Origin of the sequence: Streptomyces canus 299MFChir4.1, from assembly GCF_000383615.1 — a bacterium.
Taxonomy (GTDB): Bacteria; Actinomycetota; Actinomycetes; order Streptomycetales; family Streptomycetaceae; genus Streptomyces; species Streptomyces canus_C.
Genome location: NZ_KB911588.1, coordinates 102,595 through 124,971 on the forward strand (window position 1 = coordinate 102,595; position 22,377 = coordinate 124,971).

The following is a 22,377-nucleotide window of genomic DNA, read 5'->3' on the forward strand; positions in this document are numbered from 1 at the left end:
TTCGTCCGCCCCTGCCCCCGAAGGAGATGTGCGCAGGATGACCACCACGTCCGACCGTGTTTCGAAAGCGCCCGCACAACAGGCGTCGCAGCGGGTCTCCCAGTCCGTGTTCGACGGCTCCAGGCTCCGTGTCGTCCTGCTGGTGGACGTCTACGACGGGGCCCAGCAGCAGTTCCTGGAGGCGTACGAGAGCCTGTGCAGCCAGGTCGCCTCCGTACCCGGACATGTCAGCGACCAGCTGTGCCAGTCCATCGAGAACCCCTCCCAATGGCTCATCACCAGCGAGTGGGAGAGCGCCCCGCCGTTCCTCACCTGGGTCAACAGCGAGGAACACGTGCGGATGGTGCAGCCGCTGCACAGCTGCGTCCGGGACACCAGGTCGCTGCGCTTCCACATCGTCCGCGAGACCGGCGGCCCCGCGGTGCCGACCGGACCCGAGAAGCGCCGGCTCCAGGCGGCGCCCAGGATCGGTGACGGAGTCATCCGCCACGCGCTCACCTTCACCGTCAAGCCGGGCAGCGAGGCCACCGTCGCCGAGATCCTCGCCGGCTACACCTCGCCGGAACCACGGGTCGACGACACCACCCGGCTGTGCCGCACCTCCCTGTTCATGCACGGCAACCGGGTGGTCCGGGCCATCGAGGTGCGGGGCGACCTGCTCGCCGCGCTGCGCCACGTCGCCCGCCAGCCCGAGGTGCGGGCCGTCGAGGAAGCCATCAACCCCTATCTGGAGCAGGACCGGGACCTGGACGACCCCGAGTCCGCCCGGGTCTTCTTCACCCGCGCGGCGCTGCCCGCCGTCCACCATGTGACGGCCGGACAGGAGAGCCCGGAGGCGGTGCGGCACGCGCTGTACTACCCCGCCCGCGAGGGGTGCGGCATGCAGCTTGCCGAGCTGCTCGCCCGGCAGGACGAGGCGGCGGCGGACGATCCGCGGGGACCGGTGCTGCGCAGCACGATCTTCCAGCGCGACGACGTCGTGATGCGGCTGGTCGATGTGCGCGGCCCCCTCGACAGCGACCCCGGCCCCGTCCTCGGTCTCACGGATCACGGCCGGGCGGCCGAGCTGACGGCCCTCCTCGACGCCGAAGCCCTCGGGGTGGACGGTCCGGCGCTGCGGGACAGCTCCCCCGCTCACCTCCTCGCGGTCTCCCGCATGGACCTCGTCACCGACCGCCGCGCGCCCGACGCCTGATCCACCGGCCCCGGGCCGTGACCGGCCACGCCCTCATGTCGATGCAGCACCTGTTCGGAGGAACGTCGTGATCAAACGTCATCCCGGAGTTGTGGATCTCAGCGAGGTCGAGCCCAACACCCGGCGCGGGGGCGACCTGCGCGCCATGCTCACCCCTGCCACGGTCGGCTCCACCAGCGGTTTCATGGGCGTGGCCATCGTGCAGCCCGGCGACCGCATCGCCGAGCACTACCACCCGTACTCCGAGGAGTTCATCTATGTGGTGTGCGGGCAGCTCGAGGTGGACCTGGACGGCGAGCCCCATGAACTGCGGCCCGAGCAGGGGCTCCTGATCCCGTCCCACATGCGGCACCGCTTCCGCAACGTGGGCAACGTGGAGGCCCGCATGGTCTTCCACCTCGGCCCGCTGGCCCCGAGCCCGCCGCTCGGACACGTCGACACCGAGGACGCCGACGGTATGCCGATCCCGGAGGCGGTCCACGCCGGCGGGGCGGCCGAGCGATCCGGGTTGCGCTCATGAGGAGGCGCGTCGCGGTCACCGGCATAGGGATCGTCGCCCCGGGCGGCATCGGTGTCCCGGCGTTCTGGGATCTGCTGACCAGCGGTCGTACGGCGACCCGCGGCATCACGTTCTTCGACCCGTCCGGGCTGCGTTCGCAGATCGCCGCCGAGTGCGACTTCGACCCGGCGGCCCACGGGCTGGACGCGGAGCAGATCGCCCGGTGCGACCGCTACCTGCAGTTCGCCCTGGTCGCCGGGGCGGAGGCGGTGCGGGACTCCGGTCTCGACCTGGCCGCGGAGAACCCGTGGCGGGTAGGGGTCTCCCTGGGCACCGCGGTCGGCGGAACCACCCGGCTGGAGAACGACTACGTCCTGGTCAGCCACGGCGGGCAGCGCTGGGACGTGGACCACCGGGAGGCCGGTCCGCACCTGCACCGGGCGTTCTCGCCGAGCACCCTCGCCTCGGCGGTGGCGGAGCGGTTCGAGGCCCGCGGGCCGGTGCAGACGGTCTCCACCGGCTGCACCTCGGGTCTCGACGCCGTCGGCTACGCCTTCCACACGATCGAGGAGGGCAGGGCCGACGTGTGCATCGCCGGCGCCTCGGACTCGCCGATCTCACCGATCACCATGGCCTGCTTCGACGCGATCAAGGCCACCTCCCCGAGCAACGACGACCCCGCCCACGCCTCACGCCCCTTCGACGCCCGGCGCAACGGGTTCGTCATGGGCGAGGGCGGAGCGGTGCTCGTCCTGGAGGAACTGGAACACGCACGGGCCCGCGGCGCGCACGTGTACTGCGAGATCGGCGGCTACGCCACGTTCGGCAACGCCTACCACATGACCGGTCTGACCGGTGAGGGCCTGGAGATGGCCCGGGCCATCGAGGACGCCCTCGGCCAGGCCCGGCTCGACGCCACGGCGATCGACTACGTCAACGCGCACGGGTCGGGCACCCTGCAGAACGACCGGCACGAGACGGCCGCGGTCAAGCGCGCTCTGGGCGCGCACGCCTACGACACGCCCATGAGCTCCATCAAATCCATGGTGGGCCACTCCCTGGGCGCGATCGGGGCGATCGAGGTGGTGGCCTGCGCGCTGGCCCTGGCCCACCAGGTGGTCCCGCCCACCGCGAACTACGAGACCCCGGACCCCGACTGCGACCTGGACTACGTGCCGCGCGTCGCCCGTGAGCGCAAACTGCGCAGCGTGCTCTCGGTGGGCAGCGGGTTCGGCGGCTTCCAGTCCGCGGTGATCATGACCCTGCCGAGGGAGAAGACCGAATGAGCGCACCGCACCCCCGGCGCGCGGCCGTCACCGGAATCGGCGTGGTCGCGCCCAACGGAATCAACACCGAGGCCTTCTGGAAGGCCACCATGGAGGGTGTCGCCGTCCTGGACCGGATCACCCGTGACGGGTGCGAGCACCTGCCGCTGCGGGTGGCCGGCCAGATCCGGGACTTCGATCCGCAGTCGGCGATCGAGGAGCGCTACCTCGTCCAGACCGACCGGTTCACGCACTTCGCGATGGCCGCGGCCGACCTGGCGCTGGACGACGCCGGGCTCGGCCGGTCCGACACCGAGGCCGCGCCGTTCTCCGTGGGCGTGGTCACCGCCGCCGGGTCCGGCGGCGGTGAGTTCGGGCAGCGCGAGCTGCAGCAACTGTGGGGCAAGGGAAGCCGGTTCGTCGGGCCGTACCAGTCCATCGCCTGGTTCTACGCGGCGAGCACCGGCCAGATCTCCATCCGGCGCGGCCTCAAGGGCCCCTGCGGGGTGGTCGCCTCCGACGAGGCGGGCGGTCTGGACGCCCTGGCGCACGCGGCGCGGGCCGTGCGGCGCGGCACCGACGTGATGGTGGCCGGCGCGACCGAGGCGCCGCTGGCCCCCTACTCGATGGTCTGCCAGCTCGGTTACGAGGAGCTGAGCAGCGTCGACGAACCGGACCGCGCCTACCGCCCGTTCACCACCGCGGCCTGCGGATTCGTGCCCGCCGAGGGCGGTGCGATGCTCGTCGTGGAGGCCGAGGGCTCGGCCCGGGAACGGGGCGTGCCCGTGCGGGCCACGCTGGCGGGACACGCGGCGACGTTCACCGGCGCCTCCCGCTGGCAGGAGTCCCGGGAGGGACTGGCCCAGGCGATCCGGGGCGCCCTGGACGAGGCCGGGTGCGCGCCGGAGGAGATCGACGTGGTCTTCGCCGACGCCCTCGGGGTCCCGGAGGCCGACCGCGCCGAGGCGCTGGCGATCGCGGACGCCCTCGGCCAGCACGGCACCCGCGTGCCCGTCACGGCGCCGAAGACCGCCGTCGGCCGGGCCTACGGCGCGGCTCCCGTGCTGGACGTCGCGACCGCGGTGCTCGCGATGGAGCACGGGGTGATCCCGCCCACCCCGAACGTCTTCGACGTCTGCCACGACCTCGACCTCGTCACCGTCCGCGCGCGGGCCGCCGAGGTGCGCACGGCGCTGGTCCTCAGCCGAGGACTCATGGGGTCGAACGCGGCGCTGGTGCTACGGCGCGGTGCCGCCGGCGCCTCGTAGCGAGGCCTCTCGACCACCCGTCACCACAGAACATCACGACCCAAGGAGAGAACCCCATGAGTGATCGCATCACCGTGGAAGAGCTGGCCGAGCTCATGAAGAAGGCCGCCGGAGTCACCGTCGCCCCCGACGAGCTCCAGCAGCGCAGCGACTCCGGCTTCGACGCCTTCGGCCTCGACTCGCTCGGTCTGCTCGGCATCGTGGGCGAGCTGGAGAACCGTTACGGCACTCCGATGCCCCCCGACGCCGAGAAGAGCAAGAGCCCCCGGCAGTTCCTCGAACTCGTCAACAGCGCGCTTCTCGCGGGAGCCTGAGATGACCGGACACACGCAGAACGAGATCACCATCGCGGCCCCGCTGGACCTGGTCTGGGACATGACCAACGACGTGGAGAGCTGGCCGCAGCTGTTCAGCGAGTACGCCTCCGCCGAGATCCTGTCCCGGGAGGGGAACAGGACCACGTTCCGGCTGACCATGCACCCGGACCAGGACGGCAAGGTGTGGAGCTGGGTCTCGGAGCGGGAGCCGGACCCCGACACGCTCACCGTGCGCGCTCGCCGGGTCGAGACCGGGCCCTTCGCCTACATGAACATCGTGTGGCAGTACGAGAAGGTGTCCGAGGGCACCCGGATGGTGTGGACGCAGGACTTCGCGATGCGTCCGGACGCGCCGGTCGACGACGCCTGGATGACGGACAACATCAACCGGAACTCCAAGGTCCAGATGGCGCTGATCCGGGATCGCATCGAGCAGGCCGCCGAAGAGCGCCGGCCCGTGCAGATGCTGTCCGACTGAGCGGGACGGAGGACATGACGATGCACCAGTCCCTGATCGTCGCCCGCATGGCCCCGGAGTCGGCCCTCGACATCGCCAAGGTGTTCGAGGAGTCGGACCGCGGCGAACTGCCGCACCTCGTGGGGGTCGCCCGGCGCAGCCTCTTCCAGTTCGACGACGTGTACCTGCACCTCATCGAGTCCGAGCAGGACCCCGGGCCCGCCATCGCGAAGGTGGCCGGACACCCGGAGTTCCGGGACATCAGCGAGCGCCTCGCGGCGTACGTCAGCGCGTACGACCCGGCGACCTGGCGGTCACCGAAGGACGCGATGGCGCGGTGCTTCTACCGCTGGGAGCGCGACGCCGGCTCCTGAACCGCCGTACGACCGCCGCTCGCCGGGCACGTGAGGGTCACGTGCCCGGCGAGGCGCGTCCGCGGGATCCGCCGCCGTCAGGCGGGGACGGTGCAGTCGAACGCGTGCAGATACGGGTTGACCGGGCGGACGTCGTCGATGACCAGGCCCGCCTCCGTCAGCCTGCCGGTCAGGCTCTCGGTGGTGTGCTTGGCCCCTCCGACGTTGAGGAGCAGCAGCAGGTCCATGGCGGTGCTGAACCGCATCGACGGCGAGTCGTCGACGAGGTTCTCGATGGCCACGACCCGCGCTCCGGGTCCGCCGGCCTCGATGACGTTGCGCAGGGTGCGGGTCGTGCTGTCGTCGTCCCACTCCAGGATGTTCTTGATGACGTACACATCGGCCTTGACCGGGACGGCCGCGCGGCAGTCGCCGGGCACCAGGCGCATCCGGTCCGCGAGCGCGCCTCCCGGACGCAGCCGGGGGTCGGCGTTCTCCACCACGCGTGGCAGGTCCAGCAGGGTGCCGTGGAGCGTCGGGTACTTCTCCAGCAGGCTCGCCACCACATGGCCCTGCCCGCCGCCGATGTCGGCCACCGACGCGCATCCCGACAGGTCGAGGAAGTCCGCGACGTCCCGCGCGGACTGCACGCTGGAGGTCGTCATGGCGCGGTTGAAGACGTCGGCCGATTCCGGGGCGTCCTCGTTGAGGTACTGGAAGAACTCCTTGCCGTAGAGGTCCTCCACGACGTTACGGCCGGAGCGCACCGCCTCGTCCAGCATCGGCCACGCGGCCCAGGTCCACGGCTCGGTGCACCACAGCGCGATGGAGCGCAGGCTGTTCGGGTCGTCCTCGCGCAGCAGCCGGGACATGTCGGTGTGCGCGAACGTCCCGTCCGGCTGCTCGGCGAAGACGCCGTAGCAGGACAGGGCACGCATCAGCCGGCGCAGTGTCCTGGGCTCGGTCTTCACCGCGGCCGCGAGGTCCTCCACGGTCTGGGGGCTGTCGTCGAGGGCGTCGGGGACACCCAGCCGGGCGGCCGCGCGCAGGGCGGCCGCGCAGGCCGCGCCGAACACCAGCTCCCTGAGCCGCATGGACGGCGGCGGGGCGGTCTGAGCGGTCGTCATGGGCCGCCTTTCTTCTTCGAGTTCCTGGGTGACCATGGCCGGTCAGCACATTCCGGCGGGCTGGGAGGCCCGGCACGTGTTGTGGGTGAAGGTGTTGTCCTTGCCGGTGTCCGTGTTGACGAGGTCCGCCGGGGCGTTGCCCTCCAGCGTGTTGTCGGTGATCCGGTTCCGTTCGCTGGTGGTGCCCACGAAGCTCTTGAACAGGACGATGCCGCCCGACAGCGGCGAGGCGCCGACGTTGCCGATGACCCGGTTGTGTGTCACCAGGGTGTCCTCGGCGCCGGTCAGCACGATGCCGGAGCCCTGCAGCGCGTCCAGCCGCGCGGTCTTCGGGCAGGACTTGTTGTTCTTGACGAGGGTGTTGTCGCGCACGGTCAGCGCACCGGCCTTCGGCTTGTTCTCGTCGCCCACGACGAAGACACCCGCGCAGTTGCCGGTGAGGTGGTTGTTCGCGACGGTGAGGTTCCTCAGGCGCCGGACGGTGATGCCGATCCGGTTGCCCTCCAGGCGGTTGCGTTCGACCAGGGTTCCTCCGGTGTCCGCGGCGCCCGCCTCCTCTTTGATCGTGTTGGCGAGGAACAGGCCGGCGTCGCCGTTGTCCCGGGCGGTGTTCTTCCGGAATACCCCGCGCACCGAACGCTCCTGGGCGATTCCCCACACCCCGTTCTTCACGGCGGTCACGTTCCGCACGGTCAGCCCGTCGGTCGCCATGGCGAACACGCCCGTACTGGTGAAGCCGGTCACGGTGAGGGAGGCGATGGTGACGCCCTCGATGTCGTGCTCCTTCGTCCCCATCACGCAGATGCCGTTGCCGGCCTCGGCGCAGCGGTTGGCGGCCTTGTCCGTGCCCGGCTCGATGACGGTCTCGCGGCCCGTGCCGCTCAGGGTGAGCCCGGGCGTGCTCACCGTGACGCTCTCGCGGTAGGTGCCGGGGGTCACCAGGACGGTGTCGCCCGGCTCGGCGGCGTTCACCGCCCGCTGGATCGACTGACCGGGAAAGACCACATGGGTCATCTGGTCGGCGGCGGCGACGGGCGGGGCGGCCCCGAACACCGCCCCGATGATCGCCACGGTGCATGCCAGGCGGGAGATATGAAATCTCATCATATTCAGCACGTTATGTCCTGAAAGGTCACAAACGGCGGGATAGACCGTCCGGGGGCGTGTCTCGGGTGCGACATGTCACGGGTGCGGGCCCGGTGTGCGCTACAGCCGTGTCGTGTGCCGGCCTTCGGCGGTGGACCCGAGGTCGTGCAGCCATGCTTCAAGGCCCGCGCCGAGGGCCGCCGTGGCGGTGGGGACGTCCGCCTCGACCTGGGCGCCGGTCCAGGTCTCCTCGGTGTGGACGTGCACACCGCCTCTGACCTTCCTGAAGGTCCACAGGTGCACGCCCTCGTCGATGCGCAGCCCCTCACCGACCGCGGGTCCGCTCCACAGGACGCAGTCGTGGCGCCGCAGTTCCTGGACCGTGGAGGTGATGCCGAGGGTGGTGGCGGGGGTCGTGGGGGTGGCGGGCGCGGGGGTCGTCCACCGGAACCGCGACCCCTCGGCGAGCCGGCCGGCATCGAGCCGTTCGGCCGTGAGCACCGGGGGCTGCCAGGTCGGCCAGTGTTCGACGTCGGTCTGGAGCTTCCATACGGTGCTCAGCGGCGCCTTGATCACGGCGTCGGACTCGTAGCGGATGCGGGCGCCCGCGTCGACGCCGCGTCCGCCGCACCGGGACGGTTCGCCGTGGTGGGCCGCTTGCGCCACCGGGGCGGTGCTCACGAGGACACCGGCGACGGCGAGCGAGACCGCGAGCACGCGGGACCGGGAGATGCGGGACATGGGGTTCCTTTCGTGGTGACGGTCGGTTCGGCCTTGCGTCTGCTCGCTACGGGTTGAGGACGACCTTTCCGGCGACGGTGCCGGACTCGGCCAGCCGCAGGGCGTCGGCGGCGCGGGCGAGCGGCAGCTGGGCGGCGATCCGGGCGGTGACCTCGCCGCGCTGGAGGGCGGCGAAGACCTGGGTGAGGTCGGCGCGCAGCCGGGACCGGAACCGGTTCCTGGCCAGGGCGCGGCCGGCCCACACGTTGAAGAAGCAGGCGCGGCGGCGGTTGGGCAGCGTGTTCCACAGCCACACCCGGCCGAGGAGCTTCAGCACGGGCCACTGCTTGGAGCCCTCGGCGTCACGGGTGGCGGCGCTGCCGTACGACACGAGGGTGCCGCCGGGGGCGAGGAGGCGCCAGGAGTCGACGATGCCGTGGCCGCCGACGTGGTCGAACACGGCGTCGACACCCTCGCGCGGGGCGAGGGCGCGGATCCGTGCGGCCAGGTCGTCGGCGCGGTAGTCGACGGGGACGACTCCCCGCTCCCGCAGGGCGTCGTGGTGGCGCGGGGACGCCGTACCGATCACCTGGGCGCCCGCGGCCCGGGCGAGCTGGACCAGGACCGAGCCGACGCCGCCGTTGGCGCCGTGCACGACGACGGTCTGGCCGGCGCGGACGCGGGCCTTGCGGTGCAGCATCTGCCAGGCGGTGATGCCGTTGACGACGAGGGTCTCGGCCTGCGCCGCGCCGATGCCGTCGGGCACCGGCACCACGTCGGCGGCGTCGACGCGCACGTGGCTGGCCCAGCCGCCGACCTTGACCAGGGCGGCGACCCGGGTGCCGGCCAGGTCCGGATCGACGCCCTCGCCGGTCGCCTGCACGGTGCCGACAAGGTCGTAGCCGGGGACGAAGGGGAAGGGCGGCTGGTCGTAGTAGCGACCGCGCCGCATCTGCTGCTCGGCGAAGGAGACGCCGGTCGCCTCCATGCGGATCACGACCTGGCCGGGGCCCGCGGCGGGGACGGCTCCGTGCCGGATCTCCAGCCCCTCGGGCTCGACCTTGCCCGGCAGGACGACCTCGACGAGTCCTTCGCTGTTCATGACGACCTCCACAGACGGTTTGTTACTCGGCTTCGCGTTCGTTAGAAGTTATAACTCGACGGGATCGAGAGTGTCAATAACTTCAGTGATACCCTCTAACAATGGTGAATCAGGAAGCGAAGACCCCGCGCGAGCGCTACCGCGCCCAGGTGCGGACGGAGATCAAGGAACGCGCGTGGGAGCAGATCGCCACGGCGGGCGCGTCCGCGCTCTCCCTCAACGCGATCGCCAAGCAGCTGGGGATGAGCGGACCCGCGCTGTACCGGTACTACGCCGGGCGCGACGAGCTGATCACCGAGCTGGTCAGGGACGCGTACCGCAGCCTCGCCGACACCCTCCGCGCCGCCTCCTCCCGGCCCGGCGCCGACGTGAGCACGCTGGCGAGCGCCCTGCGGACCTGGGCTCTGGAGGACCCCCAGCGCTACTTCCTCATCTTCGGCACGCCCGTCCCCGGCTATCACGCGCCCGACGACATCACCGCGATCGCGTCCGAGGTCATGGCGACGATCCTGGACGCCTTCGCCGAGCTGCCGCCGAACGGCACCGCGACAGCGTTCGACGCCCACCTCGAAGAGCACCGGGACTGGGCGGACGGCCACCCCGCCCCGGCCGCGACCCTGCACCGGGCCCTGGCCTTCTGGACCCGGCTGCACGGCGCCCTGTCCCTGGAACTCGCCGGCCACTTCACCGGGATGGGATTCGACCCCGCGCGGTTCTACGCCGCCGAACTGGACGAGCTGACCGGCCCGAAGGGCGACGGGATGTGATGTTCGTCGTGATCACGGAGTTCCGGTCCCTCCACCGCGCTTCCGTGCACCGGCGCCGATGTCGGCGGCACAACGCCCGTCACCGGAGGTCACAGGGGTGCGGCGGGTCTGCGCGGGAGGTAGGCCACGTCCAGGGGATCGCAATATCTGTGCCCACGAAATGAGAAATAGCTCCGGGGCACGGCCCGTATTCCCCGAACACCGACCGGGTCGAAAATCATCGTCCGCACAGGGCCGATCGCACCGTGCTACTGTCGATCTCAGTTGCAGGTGTGGTTGCCAGAAGGTTTATTTCCGACGGGTTAATCAGCACGGCGACACGGAATTCACGCAGGGTGAATTCCGAAACCGCCTCCGAAGGAGATATGACATGGCTACTGGCACCGTGAAGTGGTTCAACTCGGAAAAGGGCTTCGGCTTCATCGAGCAGGACGGCGGCGGCGCCGACGTCTTCGCCCACTACTCGAACATCGCCGCGCAGGGCTTCCGTGAGCTGCTCGAAGGCCAGAAGGTGTCCTTCGACATCGCGCAGGGCCAGAAGGGCCCGACGGCCGAGAACATCGTTCCCGCCTGATCACCGGCACTGCCGCGCATATTTCGCAGCTGGGGCCCGCACCTAGGGGTGCGGGCCCCAGCTCGCGCATTTCAGGGCGCATCTCCCATCGCCTTCGGTTCGTTCTCGCGATTCTCTGCGCCGCTCATCGGCTGCGTGAATTCCTTGATACGCGCCGCATCAAGGAAGGTTTCGCATGAATCGCACACGCTCGAACTCCACCCGTGGCCGCTCCGGCGGTCCGAACCGTGGTTCCGGTTCCAGGACGCACGGAAACCGGCAGACCGTACAGGGCGAGTTCGCACCGCCCAGGACGATCACGCCCGCGCTGCCCGCGGTCGAGTCGTTCGCCGATCTCGCCATGCCCGCCCAGCTGTTGGCCACGCTGGGCCACGAAGGCGTGACCGCGCCGTTCCCGATCCAGGCGGCCACGCTGCCGAACTCGCTGGCCGGCCGTGACGTCCTCGGCCGCGGCCGCACCGGCTCGGGCAAGACCCTGGCCTTCGGCCTCGCCGCACTGGCGCGTACGGCGGGACGCCGGGCCGAGCCGCGGCAGCCGCTCGCTCTCGTCCTGGTCCCCACCCGTGAGCTCGCGCAGCAGGTCACCGACGCGCTCACCCCCTACGCCCGCTCCGTGAACCTGCGGCTGGCCACCGTCGTCGGCGGTATGTCCATCGGCAGGCAGGCCGGTGCGCTGCGCGCCGGGGCCGAGATGGTCGTCGCGACGCCCGGGCGGCTCAAGGACCTCATCGACCGGGGCGACTGCCGGCTGAACGAGGTCGCCATCACGGTCCTCGACGAGGCCGACCAGATGGCCGACATGGGCTTCATGCCGCAGGTCACCGCACTGCTCGACCAGGTGCGTCCGGGCGGGCAGCGGATGCTGTTCTCCGCCACCCTGGACCGCAACGTCGACCGGCTGGTGCGGAGCTACCTGCACGACCCCGTCGTCCACTCGGTCGACCCCTCCGCGGGAGCGGTCACCACGATGGAGCACCACGTCCTCCACGTGCACGACACGGACAAGAACCGGACCACCACCGAGATCGCCGCCCGCGACGGCCGGGTGATCATGTTCCTGGACACCAAGCACGCGGTGGACCGGCTGACCAAGCACCTGCTGAGCAGCGGTGTCCGTGCCGCGGCCCTGCACGGCGGCAAGTCCCAGCCGCAGCGCACGCGCACCCTCGCCCAGTTCAAAACCGGGCACGTGACCGTGCTGGTGGCGACCAACGTCGCGGCCCGCGGCATCCACGTCGACAACCTCGACCTGGTCGTCAACGTGGACCCGCCCACCGACCACAAGGACTACCTGCACCGCGGCGGTCGTACGGCCCGCGCCGGTGAGTCCGGCAGCGTCGTCACCCTGGTGACCCCCGGCCAGCGTCGTGGCATGAACCGGCTGATGATCTCGGCGGGCATCACCCCTCACGTCGCCCAGGTGCGTTCGGGCGAGGCGGAGCTGAGCCGCATCACCGGGGCCCAGGCCCCTTCCGGTATCCCGGTCGTCATCACCTCGCCGCCGGCGGAACGCCCCCGCGGCGCCTCCTCCTCGTCCTCGTCCCGGGGCCGTCGTGGGCGCCGGGGCCAGGCGGGACAGGGGCGCACCGCGGGCGCCGCGCCCCGTCGCGGTGCGCCGCGGCGGACCGGCTTCGGTTCCGCCGCCTAGGGCGGCCGCGCCCACCGACCAACCCACCCCTTTCCCGTAGGAGGCACCCATGACGCCGAGCCGGACGCCCCACGTGGTCCTCGACAGGCAGGGGACCGGACCCCAGGTCAGTGACGACATGACGGTCGAGGTGGCGCTGTCCCTCATGGCCGGTGCCGGCGTCGATCACCTCGTCCTCTGCGACGGCGACGAGCAGCGCACGGGCCTGGTCACCCTGGCCGGACTCGCCGTCCTCCGGGACAGCACCTCCTACACGGACCGGCTCCGACTGCGGGACGTCCTCAGCCTCGCCGGCTGATCGGTCCCACCCCGGATCCACCGCACAGGCCCGATGGGGCCCTGCCGACGCGCGTCGGCAGGGCCCCATCGTCGTATCTGCGACTCTCGAACGCCAAAATCTCCTCTTGCCAGAGTAGACATTGGCTCCTGGCGCGGTTACTGTTTTTCTCGTAGACATGGTCAAGCGAGACCCGGCAGACACGAACTGGCGGGTGGCAGTACCGCAGTACCCGTTCACGAGTAAGTGGTTCAGAGGAAGGACGGAGGAGCAGACGCCATCAGGATCGCCCGGCCCGACGCGTTCGGTCCGGGTACCGCAAGACCCCGGATTGGATGGTGGTCCCCGGTCACGCAGCCGCGATCCCCGCACCCCTCCCGTCACCGGGCCGGGTAGCGGACACAGAAGGTCGGCGCAGCATGAGGGCCGACAGATGGTGTTGAATTCCCTTCGGGGCCCTGGTGCCGTACGGCATCGGGGCCCCTCGACGCGTTGCACTACGAGGTGACATGGCAGCAGATATTCCACTCGGCGATCGCCTGGACGACGACGACTACCCCGCGTACACGATGGGCCGGGCAGCAGAGATGCTCGGCACAACCCCCGGCTTCCTGCGAGCCATCGGCGAAGCCCGACTCATCACACCCCTGCGCTCGGAAGGCGGACACCGCCGCTACTCCCGCTACCAACTACGCATCGCCGCCCGCGCCCGCGAACTCGTCGACCGCGGCACCCCCATCGAAGCCGCCTGCCGCATCGTCATCCTCGAAGACCAACTCGAAGAAGCACAACGCATCAACGCCGAATACCGCCGCGCCGCCAACGCCGGCACACCCGGCCCCGGCCCCCACTGACCAACCGGGCGTGAGCGGGCGTGGGGCCGGTCCCCCCTCGGGCGATGGGACCCGACCGCCCGCGGGGTTCCCTGCGGAAAACCGCGGGGTCGAGGGTGCGGAGAACCGCGCGCGTGCGACGGTCTTCCTCATACCGGAGCTGATCAGCGGTTTCTAGCGTGGTCGACGGATCGCGGGGCCTGCCCGCGGCGACCGTCACCGCAGCCGGAGACCTCGCATGGACCTCATGACCCTGGCCCTGCCCCAGGAGCCCGCCGACGGTGTCGCGGGCTGGGCGGCCGACCTCGTGGACGCCCTGGGCGGCCCCGGAGCGGGCCTCGCCATCGCCCTGGAGAACCTCTTTCCGCCCCTGCCCAGCGAGGTCATCCTCCCCCTGACCGGCTTCGCGGCCGGGCAGGGTGTCATCAGCCTGTTCTCGGCCCTGTTCTGGACGACCCTCGGCTCGGTGGCCGGCGCCGTCGTCCTCTACTGGATCGGCATGCTGTTCGGCCGGGAGCGCATGCACGCGATCTGGGCCAGACTCCCGCTGGTCAGGAACTCCGACCTGGAGCGGACCGAGAGGTGGTTCGCCGCGCACGGCACCAAGGCCGTCTTCTTCGGCCGCATGGTCCCGATCTTCCGCAGTCTCATCTCCGTACCGGCCGGCCTGGAACGCCTGCCGCTGCCGACCTTCCTGCTGCTCACCGCCCTGGGCAGCCTGGTCTGGAACTCGGCACTCGTGATGGCCGGCTACTGGCTCGGCGACCGCTGGGACCTCGTCGAGACCTACGTCGGGATCATCAGCAAGGGCGTCCTCGTCCTGGTCGTGGCGGCCCTGCTCCTCTACGTCGTGGTCCGTCTGCGCTCCCGCGGTACCGCCCAGCACCGCCGCACCTCGTGACCGGCTCCGTCCTCCCCCCGATCGAGCGATCTTGCCCTGGCTGTACGGCCCGGCTAGCCTCGGCGACCGTGCAGGGGGACTCGGCGGACCACACCGGCTCGACGCCGTCCGCGGCGTTACCGAGGCGGGTCGCGGGCATCCTGCTCGGCTGCCTGACCGCGCTGCTGGGACTGCTGTACTTCACGGTCGTCGGCACCCTCCTCGGTCCCCTCCTGCTGTGGCCGCGCACGCGACGACACGCCTTCGTCGCCCTGATCGCGGGCCCCCGCCGGCTGACGGGGCTGGAACGCCGGCGCCGCTCGGTCTTCTTCGGGGACCGCTTCCCCGACCGCCCCGTCCCCGACCACCGGATCCTGCGCCATCTCGCCTCCCGCACCTGCGCCGGTCTGGTCACCGGCATCGTGGTCGGCCTCTTGGCCTTCGGCACCGTCCTGGCGGGGCTGCTCGTCGCGAGCCTCGCGCGGGGCACCCTCGGCTGGCGGGAGATGCTCACCCAGGGCCTGCTCGGCGGGGTGCTGCTCTTCCTGGACGTGCAGGGCCTGCTCTCGCTGGAGGCGTTCGAGGCCCGGCTGGCCCGCGAACACTTCGGCCCCTCGGAACGCGAGCTGATGCAGCGGCGCATCGAGGAGCTCGCCCACAGCCGCGCGGCGGTGCTGCGGGCCGTGGACACCGAACGCCGGCGTATCGAGCGGGACCTGCACGACGGGGTGCAGCAGCGTCTGGTGGCGCTGGCCATGCTTCTGGGGCGCGCCCGCCGGGGCCGTACGCCCGAACAGGCGGACAGCCTGCTGGAGCAGGCCCACCGGGAGTCCCAGGAGGCGGTCACCGAACTGCGGGAGGTGGCCTGGCGGGTCTACCCGACGGCGCTGGACAACCTGGGGCTCCAGGAGGCGCTCGCCGGGGTGTCCGAGCGGTGCGCCGTCCCCGTCCGGACGGAGTTCGCCCTCACCGGTCCGCTGCCCGCCTCCGTCGAGACCGCCGCGTACTTCGTGGTGTCGGAGGCCGTGACCAACGCGGCCAAGCACTCGGCCGCCACGCGGATCCTCGTGAGCGTCCGCGCCCACGGCCCCGTCCTCGTCGTCCGGGTCGAGGACGACGGCGTCGGCGGCGCGGATCCGGCGGGCAGTGGACTGACCGGCCTGCACAGCCGGGTCGGCGCGCTGGACGGCCGGCTGCACATCCACAGCCCCGCCGGGGGACCCACCACGATCACCGCGGAGCTGCCGTGCGCGTAATGCTGGCCGAGGACTCGACCCTGCTGCGGGAGGGGCTGGTGCGGTTGCTCACCGAGGAGGGGCACGAGGTCCCGGCCGCCGTGGGTGACGGCGTCGCCCTGCTGCGGGAGGTGACGGCCCGGCCGCCGGACCTGGTCGTGGTCGACATCCGGATGCCCCCCACCCACACGGACGAGGGGCTGCGGGCCGCGCTGGAGATCCGCGAGCGGTGGCCCGGTGTCGGGGTGCTGGTGCTGTCCCAGCACATGGAGCGCAACTACGCGGCACAGCTGCTGACTTCGAGCGCGGAGCGGGTCGGCTATCTGCTCAAGGACCGGGTCGCCCAGGTGGAGGAGTTCCTCGACGCACTGGAACGGATCCACGCGGGCGGCGCCGCCATCGACCCGGAAGTGGTACGGCAGTTGGTGATCCGTACCACGCACAGCGACCCGTTGGCCCGCCTGACGCCCCGCGAGCGCAGCGTCCTGGAGACGCTGGCCCAGGGGTACACCAACGCGGCCATCTCGCAGCAGCTGCACATCTCCATGAGCACGGTCGAGAAGAACCTCAACGCGATCTTCGACAAGCTCGACCTCGCCCACGCCACCGGCTACAACCGCCGGATCCTGGCCGTGCTGCGGTATCTGGAGTCGTGACCGGAGGTCACCAGGTGACGGCGTCGTCCATCGACTGCTGCCAGTACGTGACCTTGAGGGCGTCGTCGACGTACGTGCCCTGCGCGGGCAGCGAGGGGTGGGCGCTCCTGCCGACGGTCCCGTTGCCGGAGCGGCCCTGGAAGTAGACGGTCAGGGTCTTCGCGGTGTAGCCGTTGGCGCTGCTGCCGTCGGTGGCGGCGAGGTTCACGGAGGCGTAGCCCGACTCGCCCGGTGCGAGCGTGACGACCGCCTGCGGCTGCGAGGCCTCGATGACCGGGGGCACGGCCTGCGCCTCGCCGAAGCGGACGACCGGGTAGCCGTACAGGTAGCAGCTCTTGCCGCCGGTGTTGGTCACCGTGAGCAGCATGTGGTTCACCGGGCGGGTCAGCGGGGCGGCGACCGTCCTGACGGTGGAGCCCTCGCAGGTGACCGGCCTGCCGGAGGAGGAGGGCGCCTTCGACACGGGGGTGCGCTTGGCGGAGGTGGCCGCGCCGCCCGTGGAACCGGTGCCGGTGCCGGTGCCGGACGAGCCCGTGCCGGCCGAGGAGCCCGTGGAATCCGTGAGGGACGACTGGTCCGTGGCGGCCGAGGGCGCCGGCGAGTGGGAGGCCGCGGTGGAAGGGCTCGTGCCGGTCGCGCGGCCCTCGTCCTGGGTGCCTGTCCCGTCGCTGCACGCGGTCAGCGAGAGCGCGGCGAGGACGGTGGTCGCGGCGGCGACGAGACGGGTGCGGGAGGTCCTGGACATGTCGATGTGCCCCTTCGGAGTTCGGGTGGCGGTGGTGATTGGATGACCGAAGCTTGTGAGGTGATCCGTCCCGACCGCCACGCTCAGCGGGCAGTTGGGGACACTGGAACGCCGAAACGGGCTCTGACCAGGGGGAACGCACTGACCCTGGAATGCGGGACTGGGATGCGGGGGGTTGAGGGGAACGGGTGTCAGGGGCAACGGGGACCGAGCGGACGGAGGCGTTCGCGCAGCTGCTGCGGGAGCTCAAGGACCGGTCGGGGCTGAGTTACGGGACGCTCGCCAAGCGTCTGCACATGAGTACGTCGACGCTGCACCGCTACTGCAACGGCACGGCGGTACCGGTCGACTACGCCCCGGTGGAGCGTCTCGCGCGGGTCTGCCGGGCCACACCGCAGGAGCTGGTGGAGCTGCACCGGCGCTGGATCCTGGCGGATGCGGAACGGGGGCGCAGGCCGGACCAGGCCGCCGCGGCGAAGGAACCGGACCAGGAGGGGGGTTCGGACGGCCCAGCCGGTCCGGAGGGGGCCGAGTCGGAGGCCGAGGACCGCGAGCCGGTGGTCACCGACATGGCGGCCGAGGCCACGCCGTCTCGTCACGTCTCCTGGCTCCGCCGTCGCCGTACCGCGCTGATCGCCTCCGTCGCGGTGGTCGCCGCGCTGGGCGTCGGCACCTACGCCCTGCGTCCGACGAGCATCCGCGCCGGGGACACCTCGCTGCCGGCGTCCACCGAAACCCTGGGCGTGGGCGCCCCCCGGCAGCCCTCCGCCGGCCCGTCCGCCGACCGGAGCGGACACGAGCCGTCCGTGTCGGCCACCGCCTCCCCGACCCGGACCGACGGGTCCGGGGGCGGGCGGTCCGGCGCCTCGAAGGGTGACGGCAAGCAGGGCGCGGACCGGTCCGCCGACGGCGGCGCCACCGACGCCGTACCGCTCACGGTCGGTGTCCGCCCCTACGTCTACGACAGTCCGTGCAGCCAGCACTTCCTCGTCGACAGCGATCCCGAGCAGGTCGGGCCGCCGGCGTCCGAGCAGGACGCGCCGCGCTGGGCCGCCGCGTACGGGGCGGTCTCCTCGGGCGAGCAGCGGATCGCGCTCACCGTCCAGGGCACCGGCGAGGAGACCGTCGTCCTGAACGCCCTGCACGTCCGCTTCCTCAGCAAGGGCGCGCCGCCCGCCTGGAACGACTACTCGATGGGCGTCGGCTGCGGAGGAGGTGTCGGCACCAAGTCGTTCGACATCGACCTGGACGACGGCAACCCCAGGGTCACCGTGAAGAACGGCCAGCGCGACTTCCCGTACAAGGTCAGCGAGTCCGACCCGGAGGTCTTCTACGTCACCGCCCGCGCCAGGGCGCACGACGTCCGCTGGGACCTCGGCCTGGACTGGTCCAGCGGCGACCGGAGCGGCACCGTCCACATCGACGACGACGGCAGGCCGTTCCGGACCAGCGCCGACGTGGGCCGCCCCGGCTACGACTATCCGCTGGGCAGCAGCGAGTGGATCGCGCGGACGGGCGGCTGAGCAGGGCGTACGCCGTGGTTCACAGCAGTTCGGGCTGCGGCAGCGGCGCTCGCTCCGGCACGGTCACCGGCTCCCACCGGGCGACGGTCCGTGTGTAGCCGTAGATCACCGAGGCCATCGCCAGGAGGACGAGCGGCCCGGCCAGCCAGGGGTACTCGGCCATCCGCACCGGCAGGAAGCGGTACGACACCAGGAGCGCGACGAAGACCGCCGTACCGTAGGCGGTCAGCCGGAGCCCGGCCCGGTCCCAGCCGCGGTCGAAGGAGCGCACTCCCGCCTCGATGGTGAGGGTGAACACCACACCGGCGACCAGGTCCACGCCGTAGTGGTAGCCGAAGCCGAGCGTGGCGCAGAGGGTGGCGATCAGCCAGAAGGTGCCCGCGTACCGCAGGAATCGGGAGCCCTTGCGGGAATGGATGAAGATCGCGGTGGCCCACGCCGTGTGCAGGCTGGGCATGCAGTTGCGGGGGGTGACCCCGTCGAACGGTATGGAGTGCGGGGCGGATATCGGCGGCGGTGTCCGCGGCCACAGGTTCGCCACCGCCCAGTGGCCGTCGCTCGGTATCTGCGGCGACCACAGGGCGATCGACGCCCAGTGGTCGGTGCCGGTGCCGTACGCGAAGACCGGACCGACCACCGGGAAGATCATGTAAATGGCCGGTCCGAGCAGGCCTATCAGCAGGAAGGTGCGCACCAGGTGGTGGCGCGGGAAGCGGCGCTCCGCAGCCACGTGGCGCAGTTGGTACAGCGCGACGACCACCGCGGCCACCGCGAGCTGGCCGTAGATGGTGTCGAGGAAGTTGAAGCCGACCGCTCCGGTGGCCGTGACGAGCCGGCCCATCAGCCACGACGGGTTGCCCAGGGCGTGGTCGGCGTTCGCCAGGTACGGGTCGAGCACCAGCGGCCGGCTCTTCGCGGTGATGAGCAGCCAGGTGTCACCGGTCTTGCGGCCGGCCACGAGCAGCAGGCCCAGCCCGACGCCCTTCAGCAGCAGGACGCGTTCGGGGCCGGTGCGGCGGGTGAGGGCGATGACCGCGCAGCCCACGATCACCCACAGCGCGCCGTTGCCGAAGGGGTGGCCTTGGGTCACCTTGATGTCGCACGCCCACCGGACCCCGGCGATGACAAGGTCGATGCCGACCGCGGCACCGATCGCGAGGAAGCGTTGCCGCCAGGTGAGCACCACCATCATCAGGGCCAGGCCGGCGTACAGCAGGGGGCCCGACTTGGGCGGGTACACGAACTCGCGCATCTGGGTGCCGAGCGGTCCCGGCAGGCCGTAGCGATGTGCGGTGAGCTCCATCGCGACGAAGAAGCCGAGGGCCACGACGGCCGCCACGGCCCAGAGTCTCGCCCGCGAACGAATCTGCGGTGGCATTTGTATCAATTTCGGCCAATTTCACTAGATGCTCGTCAGAGAACCGCCCGCCCGACTGAGGAAGAGGGAAGGATCGCGGTCCGGGTTCCTGTGTCCCCCCTGAGAAGCCCGGCTCACCGAAAATGCAGGGTATGACATACGGCGGTAATCGAACACCGCGCGGTGCCCACGTCAGGAGATGGCGCGCAGCCCGCCGTGGGCCGGGCGGCGGAGTTCCTCGACGTTCCGGTCCGTCGCCTCGTCGGCGGGGAGGAGAACGACCAGCTGTTGTGCGTCCGCGGTGAGTTCGAGGGTCTCGCGGACCAGCCGGAGTTCGCGTCCGGAGGGGTGCCGGAGCCGGAGGTCCCCGCGCTGCGGGACGACGTGCCGGTGCAGGCGGCGGGTGAGGTCGGGGCCGGCGACGGGGGCGAGTTCCGCGGTGAACCACTCGTAGGAGTCGAGGGACGGGCCCAGCCACAGATCGAAGGCCCGCTCGTCCGCGACGGCGTCCCAGTCGGCGAAGAAGGATCTGGCGCGAGGGTCGGTGAAGACGTACCGGGTGAGGTTCGGGGTGTCGGAGTCGAGCAGTCCGGTCCCGCTCGTCACCGCGTCGAACGCGCCGGTGCGGGCGAGGACGTCGCCCATCCGGTTGGTCACCAGGGCAATGCCCGGCTCCAGCAGGCGCAGCGTCCGCAGCACGGACGGCCGCACCTCGCGCGACAGCGGGGCGGGCCGGGTGTGGGTGACGCACTCACCGCCGCTGATCTTCGCCAGGTAGCGCAGGTGGTCGCGCTCCGCGGGGTCGAGGCTGAGCCCGTCGGCCAGGGCGTTGATCACCGCGATCGAGGGATGGCGGTCGCGGCCCTGCTCGATGCGGGTCAGATACTCGACGCTGATGCCCGCCCGGCCGGCGAGATCCGATCGCCGAAGCCCCGGTGACCTGCGGCGGCCGTGGTCCGGCAGGCCCAGCGACGCCGGCTGGACACTGTCCCGCTTGGCCCGGACGAAATCCCCCAGTGGTGTCCCCATGGCCCGAGCATAGGTTGCTGTCCCGCCGTCCGCGGAGAGCTCAGCCTGGCCCTGCGGGGGCCAGCCTCAGCCCGGTCTGGCTGCGGCCGCGGCGGGGTTCGATCGTGGTGGGCATGGCAAACGACACATACAAACTGGTGGTCATCGTCGGCAGCGTCCGGGAAGGGCGGTTCGGGCCGGTCGTGGCCTCGTGGGTCGCCGAACAGGCCGCGGCGCACGGGGGTTTCGAGGTGGAGGTCGTCGATCTGGCCGGGATCGACGTCCCGTTGTCGCTGCCCGCGGTGTCGCCGAAGTACGCCGGGGACGACTACCCGCGGCCGGCCGGGATGGCGCCGCTGACGTCGGCTCTGGAGAGCGCCGACGCGTTCATCGTGATCACGCCGGAGTACAACCACAGCTACCCGGCGTCCCTGAAGGCCGCGATCGACTGGCACTTCACCCAGTGGACGGCCAAGCCGGTCGCCTTCGTCAGCTACGGCGGCGCTGCGGGCGGGCGGCACGCGGTGCTGCACCTGGAGAACGTGCTGACCGAACTGCACGCGGTCACCGTCCGCGACGGACTCGCCTTCCCCAACTACTTCACCGCGTGGCAGGACGGCCGCCCCCTCGACCCCGAGGCCCCCGTATACGCCAAGACCCTGCTGGAGCAGCTGTTCTGGTGGGCGGGCGCCCTGCACTCGGCACGGGGGACGACGCCGTACCCGGTGTGAGCGCGGGCGGAGGTTCGCGGAACGGCAGCGGGGTCCACCGGGAGGGAGGACGCGTGTGATGGATCACGGTGGCGTCCGGGGTGGGTTTTCGGGCGGTTCGGTCGGGTGCGAAAATCTGGTGTGACGGCGTTATATATACGGGGACACCGACGCCAGGATTGGGACCGCCTCGACGTCACAACCCTGCTCGCCCCCCAATCGGAGGCGCCGGGCCCGCCGAAGCCTCTCGGCGGTGAAGACCACCCCACGTCGACAGCCCGACGAATAACTGTCGCCGCCGCGACAGAATCACGTGCGGGACGCGACGAAGTTTTCGGAGTGGTCGCCACCAGGACTCGGGGCGCCGTAGATCCGTCCGCCTACCATGTGTTACCGTGATAAAAGTTGCAGTTTTGGTTTCCGGCGAATTTCTATGAGATTCACCGGCGTCTTTCCGGGTCTTCCGGAGGGGAGTCCATCGCGGCGACTCGGGGTCCGTACAGTGCGGGTCCCGGCACTGCCCCCTAGGGAGATTCAATATGGCATCTGGCACCGTGAAGTGGTTCAACGCGGAAAAGGGCTTCGGCTTCATCGAGCAGGACGGCGGCGGCGCCGACGTGTTCGCGCACTACTCGAACATCGCCACCTCCGGCTTCCGCGAGCTTCAGGAAGGCCAGAAGGTTACCTTCGACGTCACGCAGGGCCAGAAGGGCCCGCAGGCCGAGAACATCGTTCCCGCCTGACGCTGACGCGTATCTTCACGGCTGGGGCCCGC

The 22,377-nt window shown here is 71.1% G+C and carries 25 protein-coding genes; 18 read left to right on the forward strand and 7 right to left on the reverse strand.

Annotated elements, in window-relative coordinates; genetic code table 11:
* The first annotated feature begins 37 nt into the window (after positions 1–37).
* The 7 genes from H293_RS0118295 (at position 38) to H293_RS0118325 (ending at position 5,375) form a co-directional block, all read left to right on the forward strand.
* On the forward strand, positions 38–1,195 hold the full coding sequence (locus tag H293_RS0118295) for a SchA/CurD-like domain-containing protein (RefSeq protein WP_020119314.1): 1,158 nt from the start codon (positions 38–40) through the stop codon (positions 1,193–1,195).
* Between the two features lie 67 nt (positions 1,196–1,262).
* The gene (locus H293_RS0118300) at positions 1,263–1,715 is read left to right on the forward strand and encodes a cupin domain-containing protein (protein ID WP_028807957.1); all 453 of its coding nucleotides are present in this window, start codon (positions 1,263–1,265) and stop codon (positions 1,713–1,715) included.
* Positions 1,712–2,980 carry a beta-ketoacyl-[acyl-carrier-protein] synthase family protein gene (locus tag H293_RS0118305; protein WP_020119316.1) on the forward strand — a complete coding sequence of 423 codons (1,269 nt, stop codon included), beginning with the start codon at positions 1,712–1,714 and terminating at the stop codon, positions 2,978–2,980. Before H293_RS0118300 ends, H293_RS0118305 begins: the two co-directional genes overlap by 4 nt.
* Complete coding sequence (locus tag H293_RS0118310; protein WP_020119317.1) at positions 2,977–4,227, forward strand: ketosynthase chain-length factor; 1,251 nt, start codon at positions 2,977–2,979, stop codon at positions 4,225–4,227. Before H293_RS0118305 ends, H293_RS0118310 begins: the two co-directional genes overlap by 4 nt.
* A gap of 56 nt (positions 4,228–4,283) precedes the next feature.
* A complete protein-coding gene (locus tag H293_RS0118315; protein WP_020119318.1) occupies positions 4,284–4,541 on the forward strand; it encodes an acyl carrier protein in 258 nt (85 codons plus the stop codon).
* 1 nt (position 4,542) lies between these two features.
* On the forward strand, positions 4,543–5,022 hold the full coding sequence (locus H293_RS0118320) for an SRPBCC family protein (RefSeq protein ID WP_020119319.1): 480 nt from the start codon (positions 4,543–4,545) through the stop codon (positions 5,020–5,022).
* A gap of 20 nt (positions 5,023–5,042) precedes the next feature.
* Positions 5,043–5,375: a TcmI family type II polyketide cyclase gene (locus H293_RS0118325; protein ID WP_028807958.1), complete on the forward strand. Its 333-nt coding sequence runs from the start codon at positions 5,043–5,045 to the stop codon at positions 5,373–5,375.
* A 77-nt stretch (positions 5,376–5,452) separates the two neighbouring features.
* On the opposite strand, the gene H293_RS0118330 is transcribed toward H293_RS0118325, so the two are convergent.
* The 4 genes from H293_RS0118330 to H293_RS0118345 form a co-directional block, all read right to left on the reverse strand.
* Positions 5,453–6,481: a methyltransferase gene (locus tag H293_RS0118330; protein ID WP_028807959.1), complete on the reverse strand. Its 1,029-nt coding sequence runs from the start codon at positions 6,479–6,481 to the stop codon at positions 5,453–5,455.
* Between the two features lie 42 nt (positions 6,482–6,523).
* The gene (locus H293_RS0118335; RefSeq protein WP_033415478.1) at positions 6,524–7,588 is read right to left on the reverse strand and encodes a right-handed parallel beta-helix repeat-containing protein; all 1,065 of its coding nucleotides are present in this window, start codon (positions 7,586–7,588) and stop codon (positions 6,524–6,526) included.
* A 99-nt stretch (positions 7,589–7,687) separates the two neighbouring features.
* Entirely contained in the window at positions 7,688–8,308 is a 621-nt protein-coding gene (locus H293_RS0118340; RefSeq protein ID WP_020119323.1) for an SRPBCC family protein, read from the reverse strand.
* A 46-nt stretch (positions 8,309–8,354) separates the two neighbouring features.
* Entirely contained in the window at positions 8,355–9,389 is a 1,035-nt protein-coding gene (locus H293_RS0118345; RefSeq protein ID WP_033415493.1) for a medium chain dehydrogenase/reductase family protein, read from the reverse strand.
* 101 nt (positions 9,390–9,490) lie between these two features.
* Here H293_RS0118345 and H293_RS0118350 point away from each other — a divergent pair, with 101 nt between their 5' ends.
* The 8 genes from H293_RS0118350 (at position 9,491) to H293_RS0118385 (ending at position 16,259) form a co-directional block, all read left to right on the forward strand.
* Positions 9,491–10,156, forward strand: a complete 666-nt coding sequence (locus H293_RS0118350) for a TetR/AcrR family transcriptional regulator (protein ID WP_020119325.1) — start codon at positions 9,491–9,493, stop codon at positions 10,154–10,156.
* 370 nt (positions 10,157–10,526) lie between these two features.
* A complete protein-coding gene (locus H293_RS0118355; RefSeq protein ID WP_020119326.1) occupies positions 10,527–10,730 on the forward strand; it encodes a cold-shock protein in 204 nt (67 codons plus the stop codon).
* A gap of 175 nt (positions 10,731–10,905) precedes the next feature.
* Positions 10,906–12,378: a DEAD/DEAH box helicase gene (locus tag H293_RS0118360; protein ID WP_020119327.1), complete on the forward strand. Its 1,473-nt coding sequence runs from the start codon at positions 10,906–10,908 to the stop codon at positions 12,376–12,378.
* Positions 12,379–12,427: 49 nt separating this feature from the next.
* Positions 12,428–12,676: a CBS domain-containing protein gene (locus tag H293_RS0118365; RefSeq protein ID WP_020119328.1), complete on the forward strand. Its 249-nt coding sequence runs from the start codon at positions 12,428–12,430 to the stop codon at positions 12,674–12,676.
* 488 nt (positions 12,677–13,164) lie between these two features.
* Positions 13,165–13,509, forward strand: a complete 345-nt coding sequence (locus H293_RS0118370) for a MerR family transcriptional regulator (RefSeq protein ID WP_020119329.1) — start codon at positions 13,165–13,167, stop codon at positions 13,507–13,509.
* A gap of 217 nt (positions 13,510–13,726) precedes the next feature.
* A complete protein-coding gene (locus H293_RS0118375) occupies positions 13,727–14,389 on the forward strand; it encodes a DedA family protein (RefSeq protein WP_020119330.1) in 663 nt (220 codons plus the stop codon).
* A gap of 68 nt (positions 14,390–14,457) precedes the next feature.
* Positions 14,458–15,624, forward strand: a complete 1,167-nt coding sequence (locus H293_RS0118380; RefSeq protein WP_020119331.1) for a sensor histidine kinase — start codon at positions 14,458–14,460, stop codon at positions 15,622–15,624.
* Positions 15,624–16,259, forward strand: a complete 636-nt coding sequence (locus tag H293_RS0118385; RefSeq protein WP_020119332.1) for a response regulator — start codon at positions 15,624–15,626, stop codon at positions 16,257–16,259. The genes H293_RS0118380 and H293_RS0118385 overlap by 1 nt, the downstream gene beginning before the upstream one ends.
* Positions 16,260–16,266: 7 nt before the next feature.
* On the opposite strand, the gene H293_RS0118390 is transcribed toward H293_RS0118385, so the two are convergent.
* Positions 16,267–17,004 (reverse strand): DUF4232 domain-containing protein, encoded by a 738-nt coding sequence (locus H293_RS0118390; protein ID WP_028807962.1) that lies wholly within the window; start codon positions 17,002–17,004, stop codon positions 16,267–16,269.
* 188 nt (positions 17,005–17,192) lie between these two features.
* Between H293_RS0118390 and H293_RS0118395 the strand changes: the two genes are divergently transcribed.
* On the forward strand, positions 17,193–18,527 hold the full coding sequence (locus tag H293_RS0118395; protein ID WP_020119335.1) for a helix-turn-helix domain-containing protein: 1,335 nt from the start codon (positions 17,193–17,195) through the stop codon (positions 18,525–18,527).
* 19 nt (positions 18,528–18,546) lie between these two features.
* Here the strand turns inward: H293_RS0118395 and H293_RS0118400 are convergent, their stop codons facing one another.
* A complete protein-coding gene (locus H293_RS0118400; protein WP_020119336.1) occupies positions 18,547–19,866 on the reverse strand; it encodes a phosphatase PAP2 family protein in 1,320 nt (439 codons plus the stop codon).
* Positions 19,867–20,076: 210 nt separating this feature from the next.
* Positions 20,077–20,913, reverse strand: a complete 837-nt coding sequence (locus H293_RS0118405) for a helix-turn-helix domain-containing protein (RefSeq protein WP_020119337.1) — start codon at positions 20,911–20,913, stop codon at positions 20,077–20,079.
* A gap of 113 nt (positions 20,914–21,026) precedes the next feature.
* Between H293_RS0118405 and H293_RS0118410 the strand changes: the two genes are divergently transcribed.
* Together H293_RS0118410 and H293_RS0118415 are read left to right on the forward strand one after the other, a co-directional pair.
* Entirely contained in the window at positions 21,027–21,623 is a 597-nt protein-coding gene (locus tag H293_RS0118410) for an NADPH-dependent FMN reductase (protein WP_020119338.1), read from the forward strand.
* A 518-nt stretch (positions 21,624–22,141) separates the two neighbouring features.
* Complete coding sequence (locus H293_RS0118415; protein WP_007383480.1) at positions 22,142–22,345, forward strand: cold-shock protein; 204 nt, start codon at positions 22,142–22,144, stop codon at positions 22,343–22,345.
* Positions 22,346–22,377: the final 32 nt, after the last annotated feature.

Coding starts and splice junctions, on each gene's coding strand:
- H293_RS0118335 (WP_033415478.1), bottom strand. CDS start 7,588: ATGATGAGATTTCATATCTCCCGCCTGGCATGCACCGTGGCGATCATC.
- H293_RS0118360 (WP_020119327.1), top strand. CDS start 10,906: ATGAATCGCACACGCTCGAACTCCACCCGTGGCCGCTCCGGCGGTCCG.
- H293_RS0118410 (WP_020119338.1), top strand. CDS start 21,027: ATGGCAAACGACACATACAAACTGGTGGTCATCGTCGGCAGCGTCCGG.
- H293_RS0118415 (WP_007383480.1), top strand. CDS start 22,142: ATGGCATCTGGCACCGTGAAGTGGTTCAACGCGGAAAAGGGCTTCGGC.
- H293_RS0118350 (WP_020119325.1), top strand. CDS start 9,491: ATGGTGAATCAGGAAGCGAAGACCCCGCGCGAGCGCTACCGCGCCCAG.
- H293_RS0118340 (WP_020119323.1), bottom strand. CDS start 8,308: ATGTCCCGCATCTCCCGGTCCCGCGTGCTCGCGGTCTCGCTCGCCGTC.
- H293_RS0118320 (WP_020119319.1), top strand. CDS start 4,543: ATGACCGGACACACGCAGAACGAGATCACCATCGCGGCCCCGCTGGAC.
- H293_RS0118315 (WP_020119318.1), top strand. CDS start 4,284: ATGAGTGATCGCATCACCGTGGAAGAGCTGGCCGAGCTCATGAAGAAG.
- H293_RS0118330 (WP_028807959.1), bottom strand. CDS start 6,481: ATGACGACCGCTCAGACCGCCCCGCCGCCGTCCATGCGGCTCAGGGAG.
- H293_RS0118305 (WP_020119316.1), top strand. CDS start 1,712: ATGAGGAGGCGCGTCGCGGTCACCGGCATAGGGATCGTCGCCCCGGGC.
- H293_RS0118405 (WP_020119337.1), bottom strand. CDS start 20,913: ATGGGGACACCACTGGGGGATTTCGTCCGGGCCAAGCGGGACAGTGTC.
- H293_RS0118345 (WP_033415493.1), bottom strand. CDS start 9,389: ATGAACAGCGAAGGACTCGTCGAGGTCGTCCTGCCGGGCAAGGTCGAG.
- H293_RS0118370 (WP_020119329.1), top strand. CDS start 13,165: ATGGCAGCAGATATTCCACTCGGCGATCGCCTGGACGACGACGACTAC.
- H293_RS0118375 (WP_020119330.1), top strand. CDS start 13,727: ATGGACCTCATGACCCTGGCCCTGCCCCAGGAGCCCGCCGACGGTGTC.
- H293_RS0118385 (WP_020119332.1), top strand. CDS start 15,624: ATGCTGGCCGAGGACTCGACCCTGCTGCGGGAGGGGCTGGTGCGGTTG.
- H293_RS0118310 (WP_020119317.1), top strand. CDS start 2,977: ATGAGCGCACCGCACCCCCGGCGCGCGGCCGTCACCGGAATCGGCGTG.
- H293_RS0118390 (WP_028807962.1), bottom strand. CDS start 17,004: ATGTCCAGGACCTCCCGCACCCGTCTCGTCGCCGCCGCGACCACCGTC.
- H293_RS0118365 (WP_020119328.1), top strand. CDS start 12,428: ATGACGCCGAGCCGGACGCCCCACGTGGTCCTCGACAGGCAGGGGACC.
- H293_RS0118355 (WP_020119326.1), top strand. CDS start 10,527: ATGGCTACTGGCACCGTGAAGTGGTTCAACTCGGAAAAGGGCTTCGGC.
- H293_RS0118295 (WP_020119314.1), top strand. CDS start 38: ATGACCACCACGTCCGACCGTGTTTCGAAAGCGCCCGCACAACAGGCG.
- H293_RS0118325 (WP_028807958.1), top strand. CDS start 5,043: ATGCACCAGTCCCTGATCGTCGCCCGCATGGCCCCGGAGTCGGCCCTC.